This window comes from Enterococcus sp. (assembly GCF_022711995.1).
Lineage (GTDB): Bacteria > Bacillota > Bacilli > Lactobacillales > Enterococcaceae > Enterococcus_D.
In genome coordinates, this window is the sequence record NZ_JALAHI010000084.1 from 1 (window position 1) to 20,527 (window position 20,527).

Genomic DNA, 20,527 nt, shown 5'->3' on the forward strand with positions numbered 1-20,527 from the left:
AAATGAAGTTGATATAGCAGTCTTTTGTAATGAGTTAAAAAACTATTCTCATTTTTGTCTTATTTTGGCGCCATTTTTGAAAAATAATCTAAGCAAATTAACCTTGTAAAATTAGCAAAATGGGAATAAACTGGCATTTGTGAATTTTCAGAAAAATTTCTAAATTTGTTTTTTTATAAGGAGCCAGTAATTATGGAAAAAGAAAAGACTTTCCTAGGACAACCACGGGGGTTGTCAACACTATTCTTCACTGAAATGTGGGAACGATTCAGTTATTATGGGATGCGTGCAATCTTAGTTTACTTTATGTATGATGCTGTAACGAATGGCGGATTGGGTCTGCCTAAGTCAACAGCTGTAGCGATCATGTCCATCTACGGTTCATTGGTTTATATGTCCAGTATTGTTGGCGGCTGGGTCTCGGACCGATTATTAGGATCGAATAAATCCGTTTTTTATGGTGGGATCCTCATTATGTTCGGGCATATTGTTCTAGCGGCACCTCTTGGTATTGCTGCATTATTTGTTTCGATGATGCTGATTGTTGTTGGAACAGGTTTGTTGAAGTCGAATGTTTCAGGAATGGTCGGACATCTATATTCGAAAGAAGACGTCCGTCGGGATGCCGGATTTTCGATCTTTTATATGGGTATCAACATTGGCGGACTTTTAGCACCGATCATTGTGGGAATTTTAGGGCAAAATGTCAATTACCATTTAGGTTTTTCAATAGCAGCTATCGGAATGTTCATTGGTTTGGTGCAATATTATGTTCAAGGAAAAACCACTTTGAAAAATGTGGCGACCACACCAACTAATCCATTGTCTGCGCAAGAGAAAAAAGTCTTTTTCCGTAACGTATTCATCGTATTAGTGCTTGTAGCCTTGATTTTTGGTGGTGCGGCTGCGATGGGGTATCTGACCGTTGACTTCTTTATCAATTGCATCAGTATCTTAGGTATCTTTTTACCCATCTATTACTTTACCAAAATGTTGCGTTCTCGTGATGTGACAGCGGATGAAAAGAAAAAAGTTTTAGCTTACATTCCTTTATTTTTAGCGGCCATCGTTTTCTGGTCTCTAGAAGAACAAGGCTCATCGATTTTGGCGCTTTTTGCAGCCGATCGGACGCAAGATACGTTGTTTGGTATTACCATTCCAGCGAGTCTTTATCAAACGCTAAATCCATTATTCGTGGTTCTGTTGACACCCGTATTCGTTTGGCTGTGGACGAAGTTAGGCAAAAAACAACCTCGAACGGAAGTAAAATTTGCGATTGGGTTGATTTTAGCAGGTTTGTCTTTTGTTTTATTGATGTTCCCAAGCATGTTGTTTGGGGTTGATCAACGTGTGAGCCCATTATGGTTAGTCTTTAGTTTCTTTATTATGATTGCCGGCGAAATGTGTCTTTCACCAGTTGGACTGTCTGTGACGACCAAGTTAGCGCCAAAAGCCTTTGAAGCGCAAACCCTTGCGATTTGGTTATTGGCTGATGCTTCTTCCCAAGCGATCAATGCTCAGATTGCTCGTTTCTATACACCACAAACGGAAGGTGCTTATTATGGCATTGTGGGTGGTGTAGCAGTTGTTGTAGGGATCATTCTTTACATGGCAAGAAAACCAATTCGTAAGCTGATTGGGAATATTCATTAATCAACGGACTTGATCTTGAAAAGGATCAAGTCTTTTTTTGCACTTTCGGGCAAACTATGAGAAAATAAATGGGAACGTAGGTTCTGTAGGAGGGGATGGAATGCATCGACGACGCTATAAAACGATTCTTTCACCAAATAACACCATGAATCTCTATCGAGGGTGTACCCATGACTGTATTTATTGTGATAGTCGCAGCAGTTGCTATCAGATGGCCCACCGCTTTGAAGATATCGAGATCAAAGAAGAGGCAGCTGCGATTTTGGACCAGCAATTAAAGAAGCGCCGTCAGCCTTGTATGGTGGTTACTGGTGCTATGTCGGATCCGTATATTCATCTAGAGCAGCGTTTGAGACAAACGAGACAAGTATTGGAAGTAATCAAAAAGAACGGTTTTGGGGTTGCGCTATTGACTAAATCAACGCGGGTATTAGAAGATCTTGATTTATTGGTGCAAATCAATCGTCAAACGAAAGCAGTTGTTCAAATGACACTGACGACTTACGATGAAACGTTATGCAAGAAACTGGAACGACAAGTATCCACTACCTACCAGCGCTTTTTGGCTCTCAAGGCTTTTCAAGAAGCGGGGGTCCCTACAGTTGTTTGGTTATCGCCTATTTTGCCCTTTATCAATGACACAGAAGAGAATCTATTAGGTATCTTGGATTACTGCCGACAGGCGGGAGTGAAAGGCATCATCTGTTTTGGCTTTGGGGTGACGATGCGGGAGGGAAATCGCGCATACTTTTATCAGCAGCTGGATCGCGACTTTCCTGGGATGAAGGAAAAGTATCAGCAAGCTTTTGGTGATCGGTATGTTTGTAACAGTCCGAATCAGCAAAAGCTAATGGCAATTTTTTGTGCATATTGTCAAACCCACCAAATCCTGTACCGGCCAGAAGAAGTCTTTGCCTATATCCAGCGTTTTGAAGACCAGCAGTTGACCCTTTTTTAATTCACATCTTTTCAACAAATGAAATAGCCGTAGGGGTTGAGAGTGTTCCAGTTCTCTTACCTTGCGGCTTTTTTTATTTGATTTTTCTGCTATCAATTCCTTATGGTGAAAAAACGAACGTAATCCTCTTAAAGGGTCTGCCAATCGATGGGCTGCCGCGTGACTTCCTGGTCGCGGATCAGCAGCATGTCTTGGAAAGTTTGTTTTAGAAAATAGCGATCATGGCTCACAGCAATCAACGTCCCATCAAATCGTTGGATCAATTCTTCAATTTCTTCACGAGCATAGATATCCAGATGATTAGTAGGCTCATCTAATAGCAGGACATTGATTTTATTATGAAAAAGTTTCAGCAGATAAAGACGAATCTTCTCACCGCCAGAAAGATCCTGAATGCGTTTGGAAACATCTTCCTGATAAAAACCAATTTGTGCCAGCTGTTGTCGTGCAGATTGTTCATTGCCTATGAATTGATAGGCAAAGGATAGGACCCGCATAGCAGGATCTTGAAATGAGAGCTTTTGAGGCAGATACCCGATCAGCAGATTACTGCCAGATTTGATCGTTCCCGCGTCAAGCGCCAGAGTCCCTAGTAAAAGCTGGATCAGGGTCGATTTCCCAGTGCCATTTTCACCAATGATCGCTAAGCGCTCGCCCCGGTAAATCGAGAAACTACTGTCTTCAAAGAGTAGTCGATCGGCCATGACTTTACCGATGTTACGGGCGATAAAGACTTCTTTGCCTGTTCGATCACTTTGATTGACCGTGCGAATTCTTTTTTTAGGAGGCAGCGGGGGCTTGACGAGAGTGATCTTCGCTAAGCGCTTTTCAATTTCTTTGGCTTTACGGAAAAAGGCCTCATTGTCCCCTTCATTTCCCCATTGGCGATAACGGCGAATCATATTTTTAAGCCGCTGACATTCTTTTTGCTGCAGCTCATAGTTCTTAGTCAGTTCAGCGATTCGAGCTTGTTTCAATGACCGATATTGGCTATAGTTTCCCGGATAAGAAATCAATTGACCATCTTCAATCTCACAGATCCTAGTCGTCACTTTGTCCAGAAAAGCGCGGTCATGAGAGATAACGATATACGCTTTTTTCGTATTGATAAGATAGTTTTCCAGCCAATGCAAACTAGCTAAATCAAGATGATTCGTGGGCTCATCCAGTAAAAGCAGGTCATGCTCTGTCAATAGCAATCTTGCTAGTTCTACTTTGACTCGCTCCCCACCACTTAATGCCTGCAAAGAAGTTTCTTGCAACTGCGCTATTCCCAATCCTCTTAAACTAGCAAGAATCCGGTCTTCTAACAGATAGCCACCGTGTTCTTCAAATTGCAGCTGTAATTGACCATAGCGGTCCAATAATTTCGATATGTCAGCGGCAGGGTCGCTCATCTGTTGTTCACAACGTCGCATATTGCGACTTATCTCTTGCAGTCGGGGGGAAGAGGTTTGTAAATACGTCAGCACCGTTTCTGAAGAGGGCGAAAATTCTTGTGCCAAATGACCAATAGAAAGACCTTTACGTCGGCTGATCGCTCCAGTATCATTTTTCTCGGTTCCGAGTAATAAATCTAAAAAGGTTGTCTTACCAGAACCATTGATGCCGATTAAACCAATCTTTTCACCAGGATCAATTTGGAAAGTTAAGTGTTCAAATAGCGGAGTACCGCCAAAATTTTTACTGATTTTATTTGCTTGAATTAGCATGATCTCACTCCTTGAGACCACTCAAAAAGGCCATGGTTATCCATGGCCTGTGTTATTCTTATCTGATGTTATTCGAGATAAACACCTTGAGATGGCCATTGATTTTACGAATATTCAACTGTTTTAGGCAGACTCGTCCCTAAAACGGTTTTTGTAAAACCAATTGCATGGCTAAATGCGATATGGTAACGCTGATAGTTGACGTTACATGTTATTTTAGTCATGCGCATCATGGTGTTTCCTCCTTTGGCTTATTTGCCAATAGTGTACCGCAAGTGACCTTACTTTGCAATTAGTCAGTCAGTTTTTTCTTGACCGGAACAATTTCAGAAAGGTTACTTGCCTTCGGTTGCCCAATCACTAATGGAACGGTCTCATGGACCACATCGCTGTAAGTGAGTCCAAACCAACGTTCCGGTGAAATAGTATGCCGTTTGATAAAGAGTTTGGCTAACATTACTTGCCGCTCCCAGCGAGTTAATGAGGTGACATTCGACAACTCTTCTTCGATCAGAACAAACTGGAAGTCCCCAACTTGACGGCCTGGGGTCAGTGAGTATTTTTGCGGCTGTTTTGGTAAGCGACCGTCTTTCATCAATTCTTGAATGATTTGTCGGATGTAGACATTGACTTCTTGAGAAACCCGAAAGCCTAAGTAGAGTTTCAATTTTACGATGAAATCTGTCTCAGCCATCGAGACTTCGTACTGTTTTGTATAAGGTTCATCTGTGACTTCCACATTTACAAACCAATAAACTTTGGCGCGTTTCGGCCGTTTATCAAGGATCGAATAAATGAACTGACGGCCAATCGTATTTCCTTGCAGTTTCGGAACTAAAAAGACGACATTGGTCTGAGAAAATGGCAATGTCTCGTCATTCCGCAATTCCTGTAGTTGGGGAATGTATTCGGTCAAGTCAACTTCTTCGGCAGCTTGTTCTTGAATGTGGTTGCCCCATTCCCAAATCAGCATGATGGCAATAATCAAAGTGGCCATCAAAACTGCAACGAACCCACCGTGGAAAAATTTTGCGGCACTCGAGATGAAGAAGATGCCTTCGATAGCTGCAAAAAATAAGGTAATAAAAGGAGCGATAAAACGCGCTTTTTTGAATTGACGCAAAAAGAAATACAACAAGACTGTGGTCATCAACATGGTTACTGTAATCGCTAAGCCATAAGCGGCCTCCATGCGCGTGGATGTTCGGAACAAGAGAACGACACCAGAACAAGCGATCCACAGTATCAGGTTAAGCGCGGGAATATACATTTGTCCGATGGAAGAACCAGGATACATGATCTGCATCCGCGGCAGCAAGCGTAACTTAATTGCTTCCGAAACTAACGTGAAAGAGCCGGAAAGTAAAGCTTGGGAGGCAATGATTGCGGCTAATGCAGAAAAGCCGACGCCAAAAACTGTCCAACCTTGAGGCAAAGCCTGGAAAAAAGGGTTTAGGTTTTCAATCTGTTGATAGGCAGGATCTTGATAAACCTTTAATAACCAAGCAGCCTGACCAAAGTAATTAAGCATCAAACAGATTTTGATGTAAGGCCAGCTGGCATAAATATTCTTTTTGCCTACATGTCCCAAATCGGAATATAGTGCTTCAGCACCAGTGGTTGCCAGAAAAATATTTCCGAGAATGAACAAACCTGAAGTATTATCAGGACTAAACAGCAGTCCGATGGCATAACGGGAATCCAACGCGCGAATGACAGATAGATCACCAGAAAAGTTGATCAAACCAACGATCCCCAAAAAGGTGAACCAGCCAAGCATGATCGGTCCAAATGCTTTACCTACGAATTCTGTCCCAAAGCGTTGCAGGCTAAAAAGAACGAAAAGGATCGCTAATGTAATCCAAACAATAATGGATTGATCATTGCCAAAATGATTATAAAACATCGGAATGCCTCGCAACCCTTCAATGGCCGTCGTGACTGTGACAGCAGGAGTCAGTACGCCATCTGCCAATAATGCAGCGCCGCCGATGATTGCCGGAATAATCAAATAACGACTTTGCTTGCGAACAAGTGTATATAAGGAAAAAATTCCTCCCTCACCGTGATTATCCGCATTTAAAGCGATTAGGACGTACTTAATCGTGGTAAGCAGAGTCAGAGTCCAAAAAAAGAGGGAGACACTTCCCAAGACAAAGTCTGGGGAGAGTGTCTTCAACCCGCCGTTGTCTTCAACGATTGCTTTCATCACATAGAGTGGGCTGGTCCCGATATCTCCATAGACCACCCCCATGGCGACCAAAAGGCCTCCCGCGGTTAATTTTTTCATTTTGCTCATAGATTTTACCTCCAAATTGAACTGCAAAAAGACCTAAGAGGCCCTTTGCCACCTAGGTCTTGCAAGAAACATCATAGACCAGCGGATTCCCGCTTGCTGTTGATCTATGATCATGGAAAAACCCATGTGCTACTCCCCTAAATTGCTATAATTATCTTTGTTTTGCTGATTCCTGTCAACTTTTTTCATTTATAATGTAAATAAACATTTTAAATTTTCTGTTTATTCACGTAAAATTACGTTAAGTCTTATTTCTAAGGGGGATAGTAAATGATTGAATTGAAACATGTAAGTAAAACGTATGGAACAAAAAAAGCATTGAAGGATCTTTCTTTGACGATTCAGCAAGGTGAGATTTTTGGCTTTTTAGGCCATAATGGTGCAGGGAAATCAACGACCATCAAGAGTCTAGTTAGTATTTTACAGCCGACGAGTGGCGAAATCGTTTTTGATGGTAAAGCATTAGCCCAATACCGAGAAGAAATCAAAAAACAAATCGCTTATGTCCCAGATTCGCCGGATATGTTTTTACAACTGACTGCGGGGGAATATTGGGATCTGATCGCAGCTGCCTATGAGGTGCCGGATGCTCAGAAAAATCAGCGTTTAGCTGAGTTATGCCAGCTCTTTGATATGACAACGCATGTTGAAGAAACCTTAGCCAGTTTTTCCCATGGGATGCGGCAAAAAACCATTTTGATCGGGGCATTGGTACCAGATCCAGATATTTGGATTTTGGATGAGCCTTTGCAAGGCTTAGACCCGCAAGCTGCTTTTGACTTGAAGGAAATGATGAAAGCCCACGCTGCCAAAGGTAAAACAGTTATTTTTTCCACCCACGTGTTGGACACTGCCCAACAGCTTTGTGATCAGCTAGCCATTTTGAAAAAAGGCGAGCTACTTTATAACGGGTCTGTTGATGCGTTACTTGCGCAAAATCCGGACCTTTCTTTGGAAGCGATCTATTTAAAAATGACAGGTAGGAGTGCGGAAGATTCCTCTTTGATAGAACAAGGAGGCGAGGTTAAATGAACAAGCGTCAGTTACTGACATTGACGAGTGTCAATCTTCGATATGCGAATCCGCAAATCACAGATAAAGCGCGTAAAAAAGGAAAAAGCGGCAAACAGTTGACGCGTTATTTGATCCAGCAGTACCTATTATCTGGGCTCATTTTTTTACTGATCTATGGTTTGACAATGGTGGCACTGGACTTTAGCCGCTTACCAGGTTTTTTCACTTTTTATGTGGCCCTTTTTGGCGCTCTAGGATTTTCTCAAGGCATTTCGACCATTTTTAATGTTTTTTTTGAGAGTCAAGACTTGCCTGCCTATTTGCCTTTGCCCTTTCGACAAGCAGAAATTTTTACCGCCAAGATTCTAGTCGTCTTTTTAACAGTGGCGCCATTTGTCTTTCCGTTACTGGTTCTCTTTCTTTTAACGGGGCTGCGATCACAGGTTTTTATTTTGTTAACACTTGTATTAGCCGTTGTCCTCTTTGTCCTCGTTCTCGTGATTGTTTTTAGTATCTGCAGCTTGATCGTTTTTGGCTTGGCTCGAACAAAACTGTTTCGGGAACATAAAAAAATGATGACGAGTTTGTTGTTGGGAATTTCCATGATCGTAGTAGTGGTAGGGATCATGATGATGAATCAAACCAGTTCCTACGATACACAGATCATGGATCGCAGCGCCATTGCTTTTTTACTGCCATTTTTCTATATCATGAACAATCCATTAACAGCTGCCGGAATCGGGAGTTTCGCTATTGTTCTAGTGGTTTGTTTGTTGCTGTTAGGAGCAATTCGTTTCTTTATTTTACCGAAGTTTTATGATCAAGTAGCTGTGGCAGTGCCCGATCATGGGGGTGTGCGGCGAAAGCATAAGTCTGGACAAGGGTTGTCGCAATTGTTGTTCAATTACAATTCCCAGCTTGTTCGTGATCCCAACTTGATTATGCAAGTATTGTCCACATCTTTGATGACACCGATCATTTTTATTGTGACATTTGCTTTAAGCGGGGCACTGGATTTTGGGCAAATGGATGCTCGTTTTTGCGGGGTGTTCTTTTTGGCAGGTATGGCATTAGCTGTGATGATGGTCAACCCGTCCTCTTTTATCAGTACACTAATTTCGTTGGATCAGCAAAATTTTCAGTTTGTCCGCTCATTGCCGCTGTCCATGAAAAACTATTTGCAAGCCAAATTCCGATTTGGTCTGCTACTCCAAATGGTTTTGACTGGTGTGATCGCATTATTGGCAATCCTACTCTTTAAGATGCCGATTCTATTGGCAACGACTTTTTTATTGGGTGCTTTGTTAGGCTGTTACTTGCTGTGTTTAAAATATTTTGCTCGGGATTATCGCTTGCTCTTACTGGATTGGACCAATGTTAGTCAGCTGTTTACGCGAGGTGCGGGGAGTGTTGGATTGGTCTTTGGTATGATGGGGGCGCTGTTTCTGAGTGTCTTATTGTTGGCTGGCTATGGATTTGCGACCATGTTCTTTCCATTTTGGCTTGTAAATGGTCCGGTCTTTTTCTTATTGGTGCTGGGGAGTGTCTTGTGGTATCGCTATTACCAGCAAAAATTCTGGCAACTGATTCGCTAATATTACCGACAGTCAAGTTTGCTAGAAAACAAGGTGATCAGAAAATTCAGAAAAAACTTTACAAGCAGAAAAAAACATGATTAGATAATAAATACCTATTACTTTGCTTTTAATTTTTGCTAGCAAGCTTGCGCCACAAGCTTGTTGCAAGAGACTGTGCCAGAAGTTGTTTGACGTTGCTGAACAAATGCCAGAAGTAACTTGCTTCAAAGAAAGGCTATTTGAACAGTGTGAGGATCGACGGACTTCTGGGGCAGTTTTTTTATGGTGAAAAAGCAAAAAAATCTCTCACAAACGAGCAATTGTCCGTTTGTGAGAGATTTTTTATTTTGCTCAAGCCGGGATATTATACTTCCTCTTTATCACCGGCAGTTGGTAGTTGGTTATCGAGGTCTGTCCGTACGACCAATACGTCGCAGGAGGCATGACGAATGACATATTCGGAGACAGAACCAATAAAGATCCGTTCGACTGCATTGAGACCAGTAGCACCGATCATGATTAAGTCGATTTGATTCTCTTCAGGTATTTGTTTCGCAATGATTGGTTTCGGTGAACCATATTCAATCACCGTTTTCACTGTATTGACTTGATTCTTGCGGGCATAGTCTTCATAATCTTTCAATGTTTGCTTTGCCATTTCAGTTGCTTGTTCAGCTAGCATACCATCAAAGGAAGAGACCGTTTGAAAGGCACGAGTATCGATTACATGGGCTAGGACAAGCTCAGAATTATTCCGTTGAGCCACATTCACAGCTTTTTTGAAAGCTAGCTCTGACTCACTTGAGCCATCGACGGCAACCATGATTCGTTGATATTGTTGTAACATAAGAAACACTCCTCTCAGATAACTTCACCTTTATTGTAAAACTTTTTGACTAAAAAGAAAAACCTAATTATCTGTTTTTTTCATTTTACGGGCAAATAGTAAACTAAATGAGGCGGAACCAATCAGTAAAATAGCTAGATAGAACAGTGCGATTAGCTTTTTGTCTAAAAATGCAACGATGACTGCAAGAATACCTAAAATACCATGAAGATAGCCATAAATGCTCAAAAAAGTCTGATTTTTAGTATTTTCAGGAATAAGAGAAAAGAAAATAGCTTGTTTTGCTAATAGCAAGTAGCAGACGCCGAACAGTAAAATAGCAGCGACTAAAAATAATAAAAAAATCATCCGTGAAATCCGTCCTTCTCTTGTAAGATAGTTTTAGTATAGCGAAGTGTCAAAGGAATAGCAAAGGACACAAAAAAGCCACCTACCTAAGTAGATGGCACATTCAATAAAGAATGGGTAATATCCGTAGATGCCGTTCTTTTTCCCGTAGTATTGATCCCGCAAATTCTAGCAGGTGGGTTCCACGGTCTAAGCATCGAACTACCAAATGAAAAGGCATGTTACCAGCTTTGACACAAGACGGATCCCAATATATCAATAAAAATGTTCGGTCAACACACAAATGGGACAACTCGTACATCACAGATTTCCCACCTTCATAGTAGCATAGGAGAACAAAAGTAGCAATAAAGAAGATTGAAAACGGTGACAAAAATATCCCTCGCCCTCGCGAGACCTTTAGGCGGGTTAAGGACGTTTTTTTCGCTGTTGCAATTGCTGGTATCGTTGACCTAGCGCTTGCTCGTATTTCCCGGTAGCTTTTGGCTGATAATAGTGTGCCTGTTTGATTTTATCCGGCAAGTATTGCTGATCGACCCATGCATCCTCAAAGTTATGAGGGTACTGATAACCGACGCCACGATTCAAGGATTCAGCTCCTTTGTAATGGCTGTCTCTTAAATGGTCAGGGACATCTCCGGCATTGCCGGCACGGATATCTGCAATGGCAGCATCTAGTGCTAGATAAGCAGAGTTAGACTTCGGTGACAGACAAAGATCCACCACGGTATCTGCCAAAGGGATCCTGGCTTCTGGCAGACCTAGTCGTTCCGCGGCTAAGACGGCGTTGACTGTTCGGGCGGCAGCAGCTGGATTGGCTAGCCCAATATCTTCATACCCGATCACCATCAGGCGCCGGCAAATAATCGCCAGGTCTCCTGCCTCTACTAGACGCCCTAAATAATGCAGAGCCGCATCAACATCGCTGCCGCGGATCGATTTTTGAAAAGCAGAGATGACATCATAATGGGCATCGCCATCTTTGTCATGAGTCAATGCTTTGCGCTGAACGCATTCTTCAATAACCGATAAAGTGAGATGAATCGTGCCATCTAAACTTGGTGGCGTGGAGCGTGCCGCAAGTTCCAATCCATTCAAGGCACTGCGGAGATCCCCATTGGTGGCTCGTGACAGATGGAGACGAGCTTCTTCGGTCAACTGGATGGATGCTGTTCCCAAGCCTCGGTCTTGATCCGCTAATGCGGCATCGATGGCAGTTAAAATATCCGCTTCTTGCAGTGGTTTGACTTCAAAAATTTGTGTCCGGCTACGGATCGCCGGATTAATAGTGATATAAGGATTTTCAGTGGTAGCGCCAATCAAGATGATTTTTCCGCTTTCTAAATGAGGCAGTAAAAAATCCTGCTTGGTTTTATCCAATCGATGAACCTCATCTAAAAGTAAAATGACTGTGCCGCTCATTTTAGCTTCTTCGGCCACAATCTGAAGGTCTTTTTTCGTATCGGTGGCAGCATTGAGCATTCGGAATGCATAACGGGTGGAACCGGCAATCGCACTAGCGATACTGGTTTTTCCGGTTCCTGGTGGACCATACAGGATCATGGAAGAGAGCATCTTGGCCTCAACCATCCGGCGAATGATCTTTCCGGGACCAACTAAATGCTGTTGACCTACGACTTCATCAAGGTTTCGAGGACGCATGCGGTACGCAAGTGGTTGTTGCATAGTAAGCTCCTTTCGTTTTCTTTAGTATATCATAAGAACGTACATTCCCATAAGGAAGAGGACGGTTTCCCTCAGGAACTGAGCAAGCAGTGATCGAAAGGTCAAACAATTGATAAGATGATCGTAATCGATAGTAAGTTCCATGAGAATTGTGTAAAATAAAGAAGGTGAAGAAAATGAATGAGATGGAACAATTATTTGCCCAAAAATCTACAACGGCAATTGCTCGGCAATTATTAGGCATGTATCTGGAACATGAGACCCCCCTGGGAAAATTAGGTGGATATATCGTAGACTGTGAAGCTTATCTAGGACCAGACGATCTTGCGGCTCATAGCTTTGGGATGCGGAACACGCCGCGGGTTCGAGCCATGTATGAAAAGCCGGGAACGATTTATTTATATACGATGCACACCCATTTGATTTTGAATTTTATCACGCAGCCTGAGGGAATCCCTCAAGGAATCATGATTCGGGGATTGGAACCCGTCGAAGGAATTCTACAGATGGAGGCAAATCGCGGGAAATCCGGTCCAGATCTTTCTAATGGTCCCGGAAAGCTCGTAAAAGCATTGGGAATTACGCCGGATTATTATGGGCATTCGATTTTTAACAGTCCACTGCACCTGAACAGCGACAAACGGCGAAGGCCAAAAGAAATCCTCGCTGTTCCTAGGATCGGTATTCCGAATAAAGGAGAGTGGACCCACAAACCGCTGCGCTTTGTCGTAGCAGGCAATCCATATATTACGAACAGCAGAAAAGCTGCTGTCCAGCCGGATCATGGCTGGCAATAGGAAAGAAGGAATGTACAATGGCTAAAGAAACAATGCTGACTTATTTAGACAAACAATTGACCAAAAAAATCCCTGAGTACGATGTTGCTTTGGATTGGGACGCAAGGAACCATACTATTGAACTTGTTTTACGCTTATTTGCAGAGAACCCGAATCATTTGCAGGTAGATGATGCCCAAGGAGTCGCTTCAGAAGAAGAGGTTATCGAATTTGAAGATGGTATTTTATTGTTTGATCCTCAGAAATCTTCTTTTGCAGAAGAAGATTTTTTGGCAGTCATTCCCTATGCAGGAAAAAAAGGAATCCAAAAAGCTTTGTTGGACGCTTTAGTAGATTACATCAAAGAAATCTTAACTGAAGGGGAGAGCGATTTGCTGGACTTTTTGAACGATGTGAGTGAAGAGGCAGTCTTTGAACTGGCTTTTGATCAAGATCAGCTATTGGATCGCATGAACACCTATCAAGAAAAAGATGGGGAATCCTATATTCCTTATCCAAGTTATTAAGGAGCAAAGAAATGAAATGGAATGAAGTGAAAGTAGCTACTGCAAGTGAAGCGGTTGAAGCAGTTGCCAATATTTTGATGGAACAAGGGGCTAGTGGTGTGGCAATTGAAGATGTTCTTGATATTGAGAACTTTAAAAGCGATGCCTATGGCGAAATATTAGACAAAGAAACCTATACGACACTAGATGAAGGCGCTCAAGTAACGGCTTATTTTCCTGAGACCATCTTTCTGCCAGAAATTTTGCCATTTATTGAAGCGGCGGTCGCTCGCTTGCCGGAATATGGGTTAGCCATTGGCAAAAATGAGATTACTTACAGTGAAGTGGTGGAAGAGGAGTGGGCGACGGCTTGGAAGAAATATTATCATCCCGTACGGATCACGCGCTATTTAACGATTGTCCCTAGCTGGGAGAAATATGACACCACAGATCCTACCGAAAAAATCATTGCGTTAGATCCAGGGATGGCTTTTGGAACTGGCACACACCCAACGACGCGCTTGACGTTACAGGCACTAGAAATGTACCTGCGAGGCGAGGAAACGGTTTTGGATGTTGGGACGGGATCAGGAGTTTTAAGTATTGCCAGTCGTCATTTAGGGGCGAAACACGTGTATGCTTATGACCTTGACGAAGTGGCTGTTCGGGCCGCAAAAGAAAATATGGCACTGAACCCAGTTGCCGAAACCGTGACCGTTGCTGCCAATGACCTCTTGACCGGTATTGAGATTGAAGCAGATATCATTGTAGCGAATATTTTGGCGGATATCATCTTACTGATGATCCCAGATGCGTGGCGATTATTGAAGCCTACGGGAACATTGATTGTTTCGGGAATCATCGAAGCGAAAAAACAACTTGTGATCGATGCCATGACAGCGCAAGGATTTGTCGTGGATCAAATCTTGAACCAAAAAGACTGGTACGCGATCGCACTAAAAAAACCAGAGTAGGTAATGGCATATGCAGCGATATTTTTTGAATGAGGATTATGAGGCAAAGTCTGTTTATGAAGTAGAAGGAGAACCTTTCCATCACATGGTACGGGTGATGCGGATGGTTCCGGGTGATTGTGTCTATTTAGTTTTTCAAGACCAAGTAGCGATCATTGCGAAAATCCAGCAGATCAGTGAACAAATGGTCCAGCTGATCGAAGTTGAAAAGGAACAGCAGGACAAGGAATTACCGATTCATGTCACAATTGCCAGTGGGTATCCCAAAGGAGACAAATTGGAGCTGATCGTGCAAAAAGGCACGGAGCTGGGGGCCGCCAAATTTATCGGGTTCCCTGCTCAGTCTTCGGTGGTGAAGTGGGATCACAAGAAGCTGCAAAAGAAACAGCAGCGGCTGCAAAAAATTGCCCAAGAGGCTGCCGAACAAGCACAGCGGCAACGAACACCGATCGTTGAGTTAGCAGCGACGGACAAAGAGCTGTGGGATCGGTTGACAGAGTATGACCATGTGCTCGTTGCCTATGAGGAATCGGCTAAAAGCGGCGAAAATGCCAAGCTGGTGGAACTTTTGTCCACAGCCGCTCCTGGCAGCCGAATCTTGGCGATTTTTGGACCAGAAGGTGGTTTGACACCTGCTGAAATCACTCATGCGCAATCCCAAGGCGCGGTGATCTGCGGGCTAGGACCACGTATTCTGCGAACGGAAACCGCACCCTTTTATTTTTTGAGCGCTGTCAGCGTACTAACTGAATTGATAAGGAAGTGATCAGGTGAAGCAATTCAAAGACGTGCTTAGTTTTCGATTTTTACAAGCTGGTCTGACGGATTGGCTATTAAAAGATACGATTACTGAATTTAAAGCGCTAGGTGTCCAAGAAATCATTGTCTTGCCTAGTGACTTACGCAGAGTGAAGCAGTTGCTCGCTGGCTCTGAGATCCAAGTCGGCTGTGTCGTCGACTTTCCTTTGGCACAAGGGACAATCGCGAAAAAGGCTTTTGAGATTGGACGTTCTTTTATGGATGGGGCTGATTTTCTGGAAGTCTGGTTGCCAGCGACCCTCTTGGCGGAAGAAGAGCAAGTCGCTGATTTGGAAGAATTCATGGAGACGAGCCGCTCGCTAGCCCTGTCAGGCGGGGAGATTCGCTGGGCGATCAATACTGCATTTATGAATGAATTGGCAAAGATTCAAGTAGCCCAACATCTGAAAGCATGGAACTGGCCGAGTATTACTCTTGGTCAGACGCTATCTGTTTCAGAGGCTTTGCATGATGTGTCGATTTTTGCGTTAGATGGCGGTTCGCAACTAAGAATCCAAGTCAATGTGGCAGGTACTGAGGGAGATCAGCAACCCCTTGCAGCACTTTTGCAGGCAGGGGCGGCCAAAATTGGTTTGCCATTTACGGAGTCAACAGTCCTTTTGACTGAATAACCCTTGTACGGTCTTCTTTGAGCAGGATAGGGAGAATTGAAAAAAAACAGAAAAGTTTGTATAATGGCACTAATCATAAAAGAAGATGGCCAGGCAGAAGCGCATTGCTTCAAGAGTTCTGCTACTCAGAGAGTTTGGGATAGCGGGATTTTTTAGAAGCGGCTTCTGTCTTGCTTTTTGAAAATAGGAAAAAGGAGGCGCGTTTCATGGCAAAAGAAGTGATATTATCTGGACCTGGCGTGATCAAGCTTGTCGCCCACTATATGAGCGAAGAACATGTCGCATTTGTACAAAAAGCTTTAGATTATGCGACAGAAGCCCACAAAGATCAGTTTCGCAAGTCCGGCGAGCCTTACATCATCCATCCTATTCAAGTAGCAGGGATTTTAGCGGAACTGCAAATGGATCCTCATACAGTCGCCACTGGTTTTTTGCATGATGTGGTGGAAGATACGGAAGTGACTCTAGCAGACTTGAAAGAAGTCTTTGGTGCGGATGTAGCGATGCTGGTCGATGGTGTGACAAAATTAGGGAAAATCAAATACAAGTCCCATGAAGAACAACTGGCAGAGAATCATCGCAAAATGCTGATCGCGATGGCTCAAGATTTGCGCGTGATCATGGTCAAATTAGCGGACCGCTTACATAATATGCGTACATTGAAGCACCTGCGGGAAGACAAACAACGGCGAATCGCCCAAGAAACGATGGAGATCTATGCGCCATTGGCACATCGTTTGGGGATCAGCCGGATCAAGTGGGAACTAGAAGACATTTCACTGCGTTATTTGAACCCACAACAATATTATCGCATCGTTCATCTGATGCAAACCAAGCGAGAAGAACGGGAAGCCTATGTGTCAGAAACAGTGGAACAGATTCGGCTTGCTACCGAAGAATTAGATATTTTTGCTGAAATCTATGGGCGGCCGAAACATATTTATTCGATCTACCGCAAAATGAAAGATCAGAAAAAGCAATTCAATGAAATCTATGATCTTTTGGCCATTCGGGTGATCGTTGATTCCATCAAAGACTGCTATGCTGTTTTGGGAACGATCCACACAAAATGGAAACCAATGCCGGGTCGGTTTAAGGACTACATTGCCATGCCCAAGGCAAATATGTATCAGTCATTGCATACGACCGTAATCGGACCCAAAGGCAATCCGGTAGAAATCCAGATTCGGACCCACGAAATGCATGAGATCGCTGAGTTTGGGGTTGCGGCTCACTGGGCGTATAAAGAAGGTCGGACGGAGAAAGTCAAAGCAGACAAAATGACCCAGCAAGTTGGCTGGTTCCGCGAAATTTTGGAACTGCAAGATGAAAGCTATGATGCTTCTGAATTTATGGAAGGTGTCAAAGGGGACATTTTTAGTGACAAAGTATACGTGTTCACACCGAAAGGCGATGTCACAGAATTACCTCAAGGTTCAAGTCCGCTAGATTTTGCCTACAGTATTCATACCGATATTGGGAATAAAACCACCGGTGCAAAAGTAAATGGTAAGATGGTCCAGTTGGATTACAAATTGAAAAATGGCGACATCATTGAAATTTTGACATCACCAAATTCATTCGGTCCAAGCCGAGACTGGATCAAGCTTGTTGCTACCAGTAAAGCGAAAAACAAGATCAAACGCTTTTTCAAAGCCCAAGATCGTGACGAGAATATTATCAAAGGACATGAAGCAGTAGTCAAAACACTGTTGGATATGGGCTTTGTACCAAAAGAATTTTTAACAAAAAGCAAGATGGCGGAAGCTTGTGAACGGTTCAATTACCAAACCGAAGATGATCTATTTGCTTCTGTCGGTTTTGGCGAAGTAAGCCCGACCACGCTGGCGAATCGTTTGACGGAAGAAGAGCGCCGCGAAAAACAGATCGAAAAACAAAAACAACAAGTACAGGATATGATCAATCAGCCAGCGAAGAAGGAACCGGAGAAAATGAAAGTCCGTCACGAAGGCGGCATTGTGATCGAAGGGGTAGACAACTTACTGATTCGGATCTCTCGCTGCTGTAATCCAGTTCCTGGTGATGCGATCGTCGGCTATATCACGAAAGGTCGCGGCATCTCGATTCACCGCAGCGACTGTCCGAATGTCCAAAGCAAAGAGAACGCCAATCGACTGATCGATGTCGAATGGGAAGATACTTCTAACAGCGGCAAAGAGTATGATGCTGACTTAGAAATCTATGGCTATGATCGTTCCGGATTATTGAATGATGTTTTGCAAACGGTCAATGCAGTGACGAAACGCTTGGTCAGTGTCGAAGCGAAAACCAACAAAGACAAGATGGCGACAATCAGAATCACCGTCTCGATCCAAAATCTAACCCATCTGAAATCGATCGTAGATAAAATCAAACAGATTCCAGAAGTATATAGCGTTAGAAGAACGAAGGGGTGAGTCAGCTATGCGAGCAGTCATTCAACGTGTTAGTCAAGCTAGTGTGGCAATCGATGGTACTACTGTAGGCGCCATTCAAAAAGGGTTCTTGGTTCTCTTGGGAATCACCCATGAGGATACCCAAGAAGATGTGGATTATTTGATCCGCAAAATCTACAATCTGCGGGTATTTGAAGATGAAGCTGGAAAGATGAATCAATCCGTCGCAGCTATCAACGGCGCCATTTTGAGCGTTTCCCAATTTACATTGTATGGTGAAACCAAAAAAGGAAACCGACCGAGTTTTATTCAAGCCGCCCGCCCAGACGTGGCAATCCCCTTGTACGAAGCGTTCAATGCTGGGTTGCAAGCTGCTGGCATCGAAGTGGCTACTGGTCGTTTTGGTGCAGACATGCAAGTTTCTTTGATCAATGACGGTCCGGTGACGATCTTGATCGATACGAAAGAGAATGGTCCACGTAAGTAAGCAGAGGATGCTTCGCCAACAGTGCCAATGAAACGAAAAAGATGACCGCAAGTTCATTTACGAATTTGCAGTCATCTTTTTTTACGTTCCGTCTGTTTGGTCCAAATGAAACATTTCTTAATCTATCTTACGAAAATGTAAGATATTTCTAATTGTTTAGAAATAGTTATTTAAGAGCTGAATAGGATGACCTTCGCAATGGTAACCTTTGCAAAAAAAGTTATTTTTTGACGGGATTTCTAAAAGATTTTTCTTAAATTAGATTGTCCTTAAAGCGCAAATGTGAAATAATGGTTAAAAAATAATGTCACTGGAGGAAATGACAATGAATTTTTGGCAGCGTGCATTAAAAAGTGTTACTCGAAGGAAAGGGAAATCGTTCATTTTATTTTTAGTTATTTTTATTTTGGGAAATGTGATCGCAGGTGCGGTAGCCGTTCAACAATCGACGATGAACGTGGAACGGGAAACGAAAAAGAAGATGGGAAACATCGCTACAGTAGAATTTGACTACGAACAGTTTGAAAAAGACAATGAAGGAAAATCGGATGAGGAAAGGTATTCTGAAGACAATTATCCGAAACCGCCGACAACGGAAGACTACGACAAGGCAGGAAAATTAGATTACGTCAAATACTACGACTATACCATGATAGGCTGGTTGGAGACGAAAAAATTTAAAGCTTACACACCGGAAGATGAATCCTTTGGCATGGCTGGTGGCAACTATTTCAGTGTGAAAGGCGGCAATCGCTTACAACCATTAGATATGGAAGAAGGGAATATCAAGCTGATCGAGGGCGAGATTTTCAGTGAAAAAGACTTGTCTGAAGCAACAGGATCCGTTTTGATCAGTAAGGAAGTTGCTGAAAAAAATAATTTGTCTGTGGGTGACCAAGTCGTTTTGGATATGCGCAGTGAGATGTATAACGATGTGAGTGTAGATGACTCTGGGGAAGGGACAGAAGCAGATGAATCAACAGAAGCAGATGACCTGGAACAAAGCACTTCTCAAGTGGTAACTGCGGATTATCCGGTGAAAATCGCGGGTATTTTCAGTGTGGTCAAAAAGGAGTCAGACAACAGCAACGCATCCCAAGAAGAAAAGGCCAACCAAATCTGGCAAGCGGTTGACCAAATAAACACGGTCTATGCCACCAATCAATTAGTAAAAGATTTGAATAAAGTGCAAACCGAAAAAATGTGGGGAGGCACAGAAGCGGATACGAGTGAACAAGAATATTATCAGGCAATGTATGTGCTGAACTCTACCGATGATGTCGAAGCCTTCAAACAAGAAGCGAACCCATTACTACCTGATTACTATCAGGTAGTGGCTTCGACAGATCAATACGAACAGATTGCCGGTGGTATGAACCGTCTGGGAACGATTTCTCGTTATATCGTGATCATTGCTGCTATTGCTACTGTCTTCATCATTTCTTTAGTGGTTCTTCTGTTCTTGCGAGATCGCAAACAAGAGCTTGGAATCTATCTCTCTTTGGGAGAAGGAAGAGGAAAAGTGATTGGTCAAATCGTGATCGAAGTGGTACTGGTCAGCTTGCTTGCTCTCATTTGTTCATTGGTGACCGGAAATCTGTTAGGAGGCGCGGTGTCCAACACATTGATGCAAAGTGACTGGATGACAAATCTATCGCAAACAGACACTTATTATTCCAGTGCAATGATGTCGTCTACCCTCAGCTATTCGGATATTCAAAGTGCTTATAAAGTCACCTTCTCCGTAGGCTACATCGTCACTTATTTGCTATTAGGATTAGGTACCGTCTTATTGTCCGCAATCTTGCCGCTATTATATATTTTGCGGTTGAATCCAAAGAAAATCATGATGTAGGAGGAAGAA

Annotated in this window: 18 protein-coding genes and 1 other RNA gene; 12 read left to right on the forward strand and 7 right to left on the reverse strand. The window is 43.1% G+C overall.

Annotation, left to right across the window (positions count from 1 at the left end; translation table 11 throughout):
* Positions 1-192: 192 nt before the first annotated feature.
* Both Q0A12_RS08120 and Q0A12_RS08125 read left to right on the forward strand, forming a co-directional pair.
* On the forward strand, positions 193-1,653 hold the full coding sequence (locus Q0A12_RS08120; protein WP_291292153.1) for a peptide MFS transporter: 1,461 nt from the start codon (positions 193-195) through the stop codon (positions 1,651-1,653).
* A gap of 100 nt (positions 1,654-1,753) precedes the next feature.
* Positions 1,754-2,611 carry a radical SAM protein gene (locus Q0A12_RS08125; protein WP_291292154.1) on the forward strand — a complete coding sequence of 286 codons (858 nt, stop codon included), beginning with the start codon at positions 1,754-1,756 and terminating at the stop codon, positions 2,609-2,611.
* A gap of 128 nt (positions 2,612-2,739) precedes the next feature.
* On the opposite strand, the gene abc-f is transcribed toward Q0A12_RS08125, so the two are convergent.
* The 3 genes from abc-f to Q0A12_RS08140 form a co-directional block, all read right to left on the reverse strand.
* Positions 2,740-4,323 (reverse strand): ribosomal protection-like ABC-F family protein, encoded by a 1,584-nt coding sequence (abc-f, locus tag Q0A12_RS08130; RefSeq protein WP_291292155.1) that lies wholly within the window; start codon positions 4,321-4,323, stop codon positions 2,740-2,742.
* Positions 4,324-4,427: 104 nt separating this feature from the next.
* A complete protein-coding gene (locus Q0A12_RS08135; RefSeq protein WP_291292156.1) occupies positions 4,428-4,556 on the reverse strand; it encodes a hypothetical protein in 129 nt (42 codons plus the stop codon).
* Positions 4,557-4,615: 59 nt separating this feature from the next.
* Positions 4,616-6,622, reverse strand: a complete 2,007-nt coding sequence (locus Q0A12_RS08140) for a KUP/HAK/KT family potassium transporter (RefSeq protein WP_291292157.1) — start codon at positions 6,620-6,622, stop codon at positions 4,616-4,618.
* Positions 6,623-6,892: 270 nt separating this feature from the next.
* On the opposite strand from Q0A12_RS08140, the gene Q0A12_RS08145 reads away from it, so the two are divergent.
* Complete coding sequence (locus Q0A12_RS08145; protein WP_291292158.1) at positions 6,893-7,654, forward strand: ABC transporter ATP-binding protein; 762 nt, start codon at positions 6,893-6,895, stop codon at positions 7,652-7,654.
* On the forward strand, positions 7,651-9,231 hold the full coding sequence (locus Q0A12_RS08150; protein WP_291292159.1) for an ABC transporter: 1,581 nt from the start codon (positions 7,651-7,653) through the stop codon (positions 9,229-9,231). The genes Q0A12_RS08145 and Q0A12_RS08150 overlap by 4 nt, the downstream gene beginning before the upstream one ends.
* Positions 9,232-9,577: 346 nt before the next feature.
* Here the strand turns inward: Q0A12_RS08150 and Q0A12_RS08155 are convergent, their stop codons facing one another.
* The 4 genes from Q0A12_RS08155 to Q0A12_RS08170 form a co-directional block, all read right to left on the reverse strand.
* Positions 9,578-10,060, reverse strand: coding sequence for a universal stress protein (locus Q0A12_RS08155; RefSeq protein ID WP_291292160.1), 483 nt, complete (start codon positions 10,058-10,060; stop codon positions 9,578-9,580).
* Positions 10,061-10,123: 63 nt separating this feature from the next.
* Positions 10,124-10,408, reverse strand: a complete 285-nt coding sequence (locus tag Q0A12_RS08160; protein WP_291292161.1) for a hypothetical protein — start codon at positions 10,406-10,408, stop codon at positions 10,124-10,126.
* 117 nt (positions 10,409-10,525) lie between these two features.
* Positions 10,526-10,720, reverse strand: a non-coding RNA gene (gene ssrS, locus Q0A12_RS08165) — 6S RNA.
* A 96-nt stretch (positions 10,721-10,816) separates the two neighbouring features.
* On the reverse strand, positions 10,817-12,094 hold the full coding sequence (locus Q0A12_RS08170; protein ID WP_291292162.1) for a replication-associated recombination protein A: 1,278 nt from the start codon (positions 12,092-12,094) through the stop codon (positions 10,817-10,819).
* A gap of 176 nt (positions 12,095-12,270) precedes the next feature.
* Here Q0A12_RS08170 and Q0A12_RS08175 point away from each other — a divergent pair, with 176 nt between their 5' ends.
* From Q0A12_RS08175 to Q0A12_RS08210, 8 genes are all read left to right on the forward strand, one after another.
* Positions 12,271-12,891: a DNA-3-methyladenine glycosylase gene (locus Q0A12_RS08175; RefSeq protein ID WP_291292163.1), complete on the forward strand. Its 621-nt coding sequence runs from the start codon at positions 12,271-12,273 to the stop codon at positions 12,889-12,891.
* 17 nt (positions 12,892-12,908) lie between these two features.
* Entirely contained in the window at positions 12,909-13,397 is a 489-nt protein-coding gene (locus Q0A12_RS08180; RefSeq protein ID WP_291292164.1) for a DUF3013 family protein, read from the forward strand.
* A gap of 11 nt (positions 13,398-13,408) precedes the next feature.
* Positions 13,409-14,350, forward strand: coding sequence for a 50S ribosomal protein L11 methyltransferase (gene prmA, locus Q0A12_RS08185; protein ID WP_291292165.1), 942 nt, complete (start codon positions 13,409-13,411; stop codon positions 14,348-14,350).
* Between the two features lie 10 nt (positions 14,351-14,360).
* Positions 14,361-15,116, forward strand: a complete 756-nt coding sequence (locus Q0A12_RS08190; protein ID WP_291292166.1) for a 16S rRNA (uracil(1498)-N(3))-methyltransferase — start codon at positions 14,361-14,363, stop codon at positions 15,114-15,116.
* A gap of 4 nt (positions 15,117-15,120) precedes the next feature.
* On the forward strand, positions 15,121-15,780 hold the full coding sequence (locus tag Q0A12_RS08195) for a deoxyribose-phosphate aldolase (RefSeq protein ID WP_291292167.1): 660 nt from the start codon (positions 15,121-15,123) through the stop codon (positions 15,778-15,780).
* A gap of 206 nt (positions 15,781-15,986) precedes the next feature.
* Positions 15,987-18,197: a bifunctional (p)ppGpp synthetase/guanosine-3',5'-bis(diphosphate) 3'-pyrophosphohydrolase gene (locus Q0A12_RS08200; RefSeq protein ID WP_291292168.1), complete on the forward strand. Its 2,211-nt coding sequence runs from the start codon at positions 15,987-15,989 to the stop codon at positions 18,195-18,197.
* A 7-nt stretch (positions 18,198-18,204) separates the two neighbouring features.
* The gene (gene dtd / locus Q0A12_RS08205; protein ID WP_291292169.1) at positions 18,205-18,663 is read left to right on the forward strand and encodes a D-aminoacyl-tRNA deacylase; all 459 of its coding nucleotides are present in this window, start codon (positions 18,205-18,207) and stop codon (positions 18,661-18,663) included.
* A gap of 325 nt (positions 18,664-18,988) precedes the next feature.
* Positions 18,989-20,518: an ABC transporter permease gene (locus Q0A12_RS08210; protein WP_291292170.1), complete on the forward strand. Its 1,530-nt coding sequence runs from the start codon at positions 18,989-18,991 to the stop codon at positions 20,516-20,518.
* Positions 20,519-20,527 lie beyond the last annotated feature (9 nt).

Excerpts from the sequence above, each read along its gene's own strand:
- Q0A12_RS08120 (WP_291292153.1), top strand. The coding sequence starts at position 193 with ATGGAAAAAGAAAAGACTTTCCTAGGACAACCACGGGGGTTGTCAACA.
- Q0A12_RS08125 (WP_291292154.1), top strand. The coding sequence starts at position 1,754 with ATGCATCGACGACGCTATAAAACGATTCTTTCACCAAATAACACCATG.
- abc-f (WP_291292155.1), bottom strand. The coding sequence starts at position 4,323 with ATGCTAATTCAAGCAAATAAAATCAGTAAAAATTTTGGCGGTACTCCG.
- Q0A12_RS08135 (WP_291292156.1), bottom strand. The coding sequence starts at position 4,556 with ATGATGCGCATGACTAAAATAACATGTAACGTCAACTATCAGCGTTAC.
- Q0A12_RS08140 (WP_291292157.1), bottom strand. The coding sequence starts at position 6,622 with ATGAGCAAAATGAAAAAATTAACCGCGGGAGGCCTTTTGGTCGCCATG.
- Q0A12_RS08145 (WP_291292158.1), top strand. The coding sequence starts at position 6,893 with ATGATTGAATTGAAACATGTAAGTAAAACGTATGGAACAAAAAAAGCA.
- Q0A12_RS08150 (WP_291292159.1), top strand. The coding sequence starts at position 7,651 with ATGAACAAGCGTCAGTTACTGACATTGACGAGTGTCAATCTTCGATAT.
- Q0A12_RS08155 (WP_291292160.1), bottom strand. The coding sequence starts at position 10,060 with ATGTTACAACAATATCAACGAATCATGGTTGCCGTCGATGGCTCAAGT.
- Q0A12_RS08160 (WP_291292161.1), bottom strand. The coding sequence starts at position 10,408 with ATGATTTTTTTATTATTTTTAGTCGCTGCTATTTTACTGTTCGGCGTC.
- Q0A12_RS08170 (WP_291292162.1), bottom strand. The coding sequence starts at position 12,094 with ATGCAACAACCACTTGCGTACCGCATGCGTCCTCGAAACCTTGATGAA.
- Q0A12_RS08175 (WP_291292163.1), top strand. The coding sequence starts at position 12,271 with ATGAATGAGATGGAACAATTATTTGCCCAAAAATCTACAACGGCAATT.
- Q0A12_RS08180 (WP_291292164.1), top strand. The coding sequence starts at position 12,909 with ATGGCTAAAGAAACAATGCTGACTTATTTAGACAAACAATTGACCAAA.
- prmA (WP_291292165.1), top strand. The coding sequence starts at position 13,409 with ATGAAATGGAATGAAGTGAAAGTAGCTACTGCAAGTGAAGCGGTTGAA.
- Q0A12_RS08190 (WP_291292166.1), top strand. The coding sequence starts at position 14,361 with ATGCAGCGATATTTTTTGAATGAGGATTATGAGGCAAAGTCTGTTTAT.
- Q0A12_RS08200 (WP_291292168.1), top strand. The coding sequence starts at position 15,987 with ATGGCAAAAGAAGTGATATTATCTGGACCTGGCGTGATCAAGCTTGTC.
- dtd (WP_291292169.1), top strand. The coding sequence starts at position 18,205 with ATGCGAGCAGTCATTCAACGTGTTAGTCAAGCTAGTGTGGCAATCGAT.
- Q0A12_RS08210 (WP_291292170.1), top strand. The coding sequence starts at position 18,989 with ATGAATTTTTGGCAGCGTGCATTAAAAAGTGTTACTCGAAGGAAAGGG.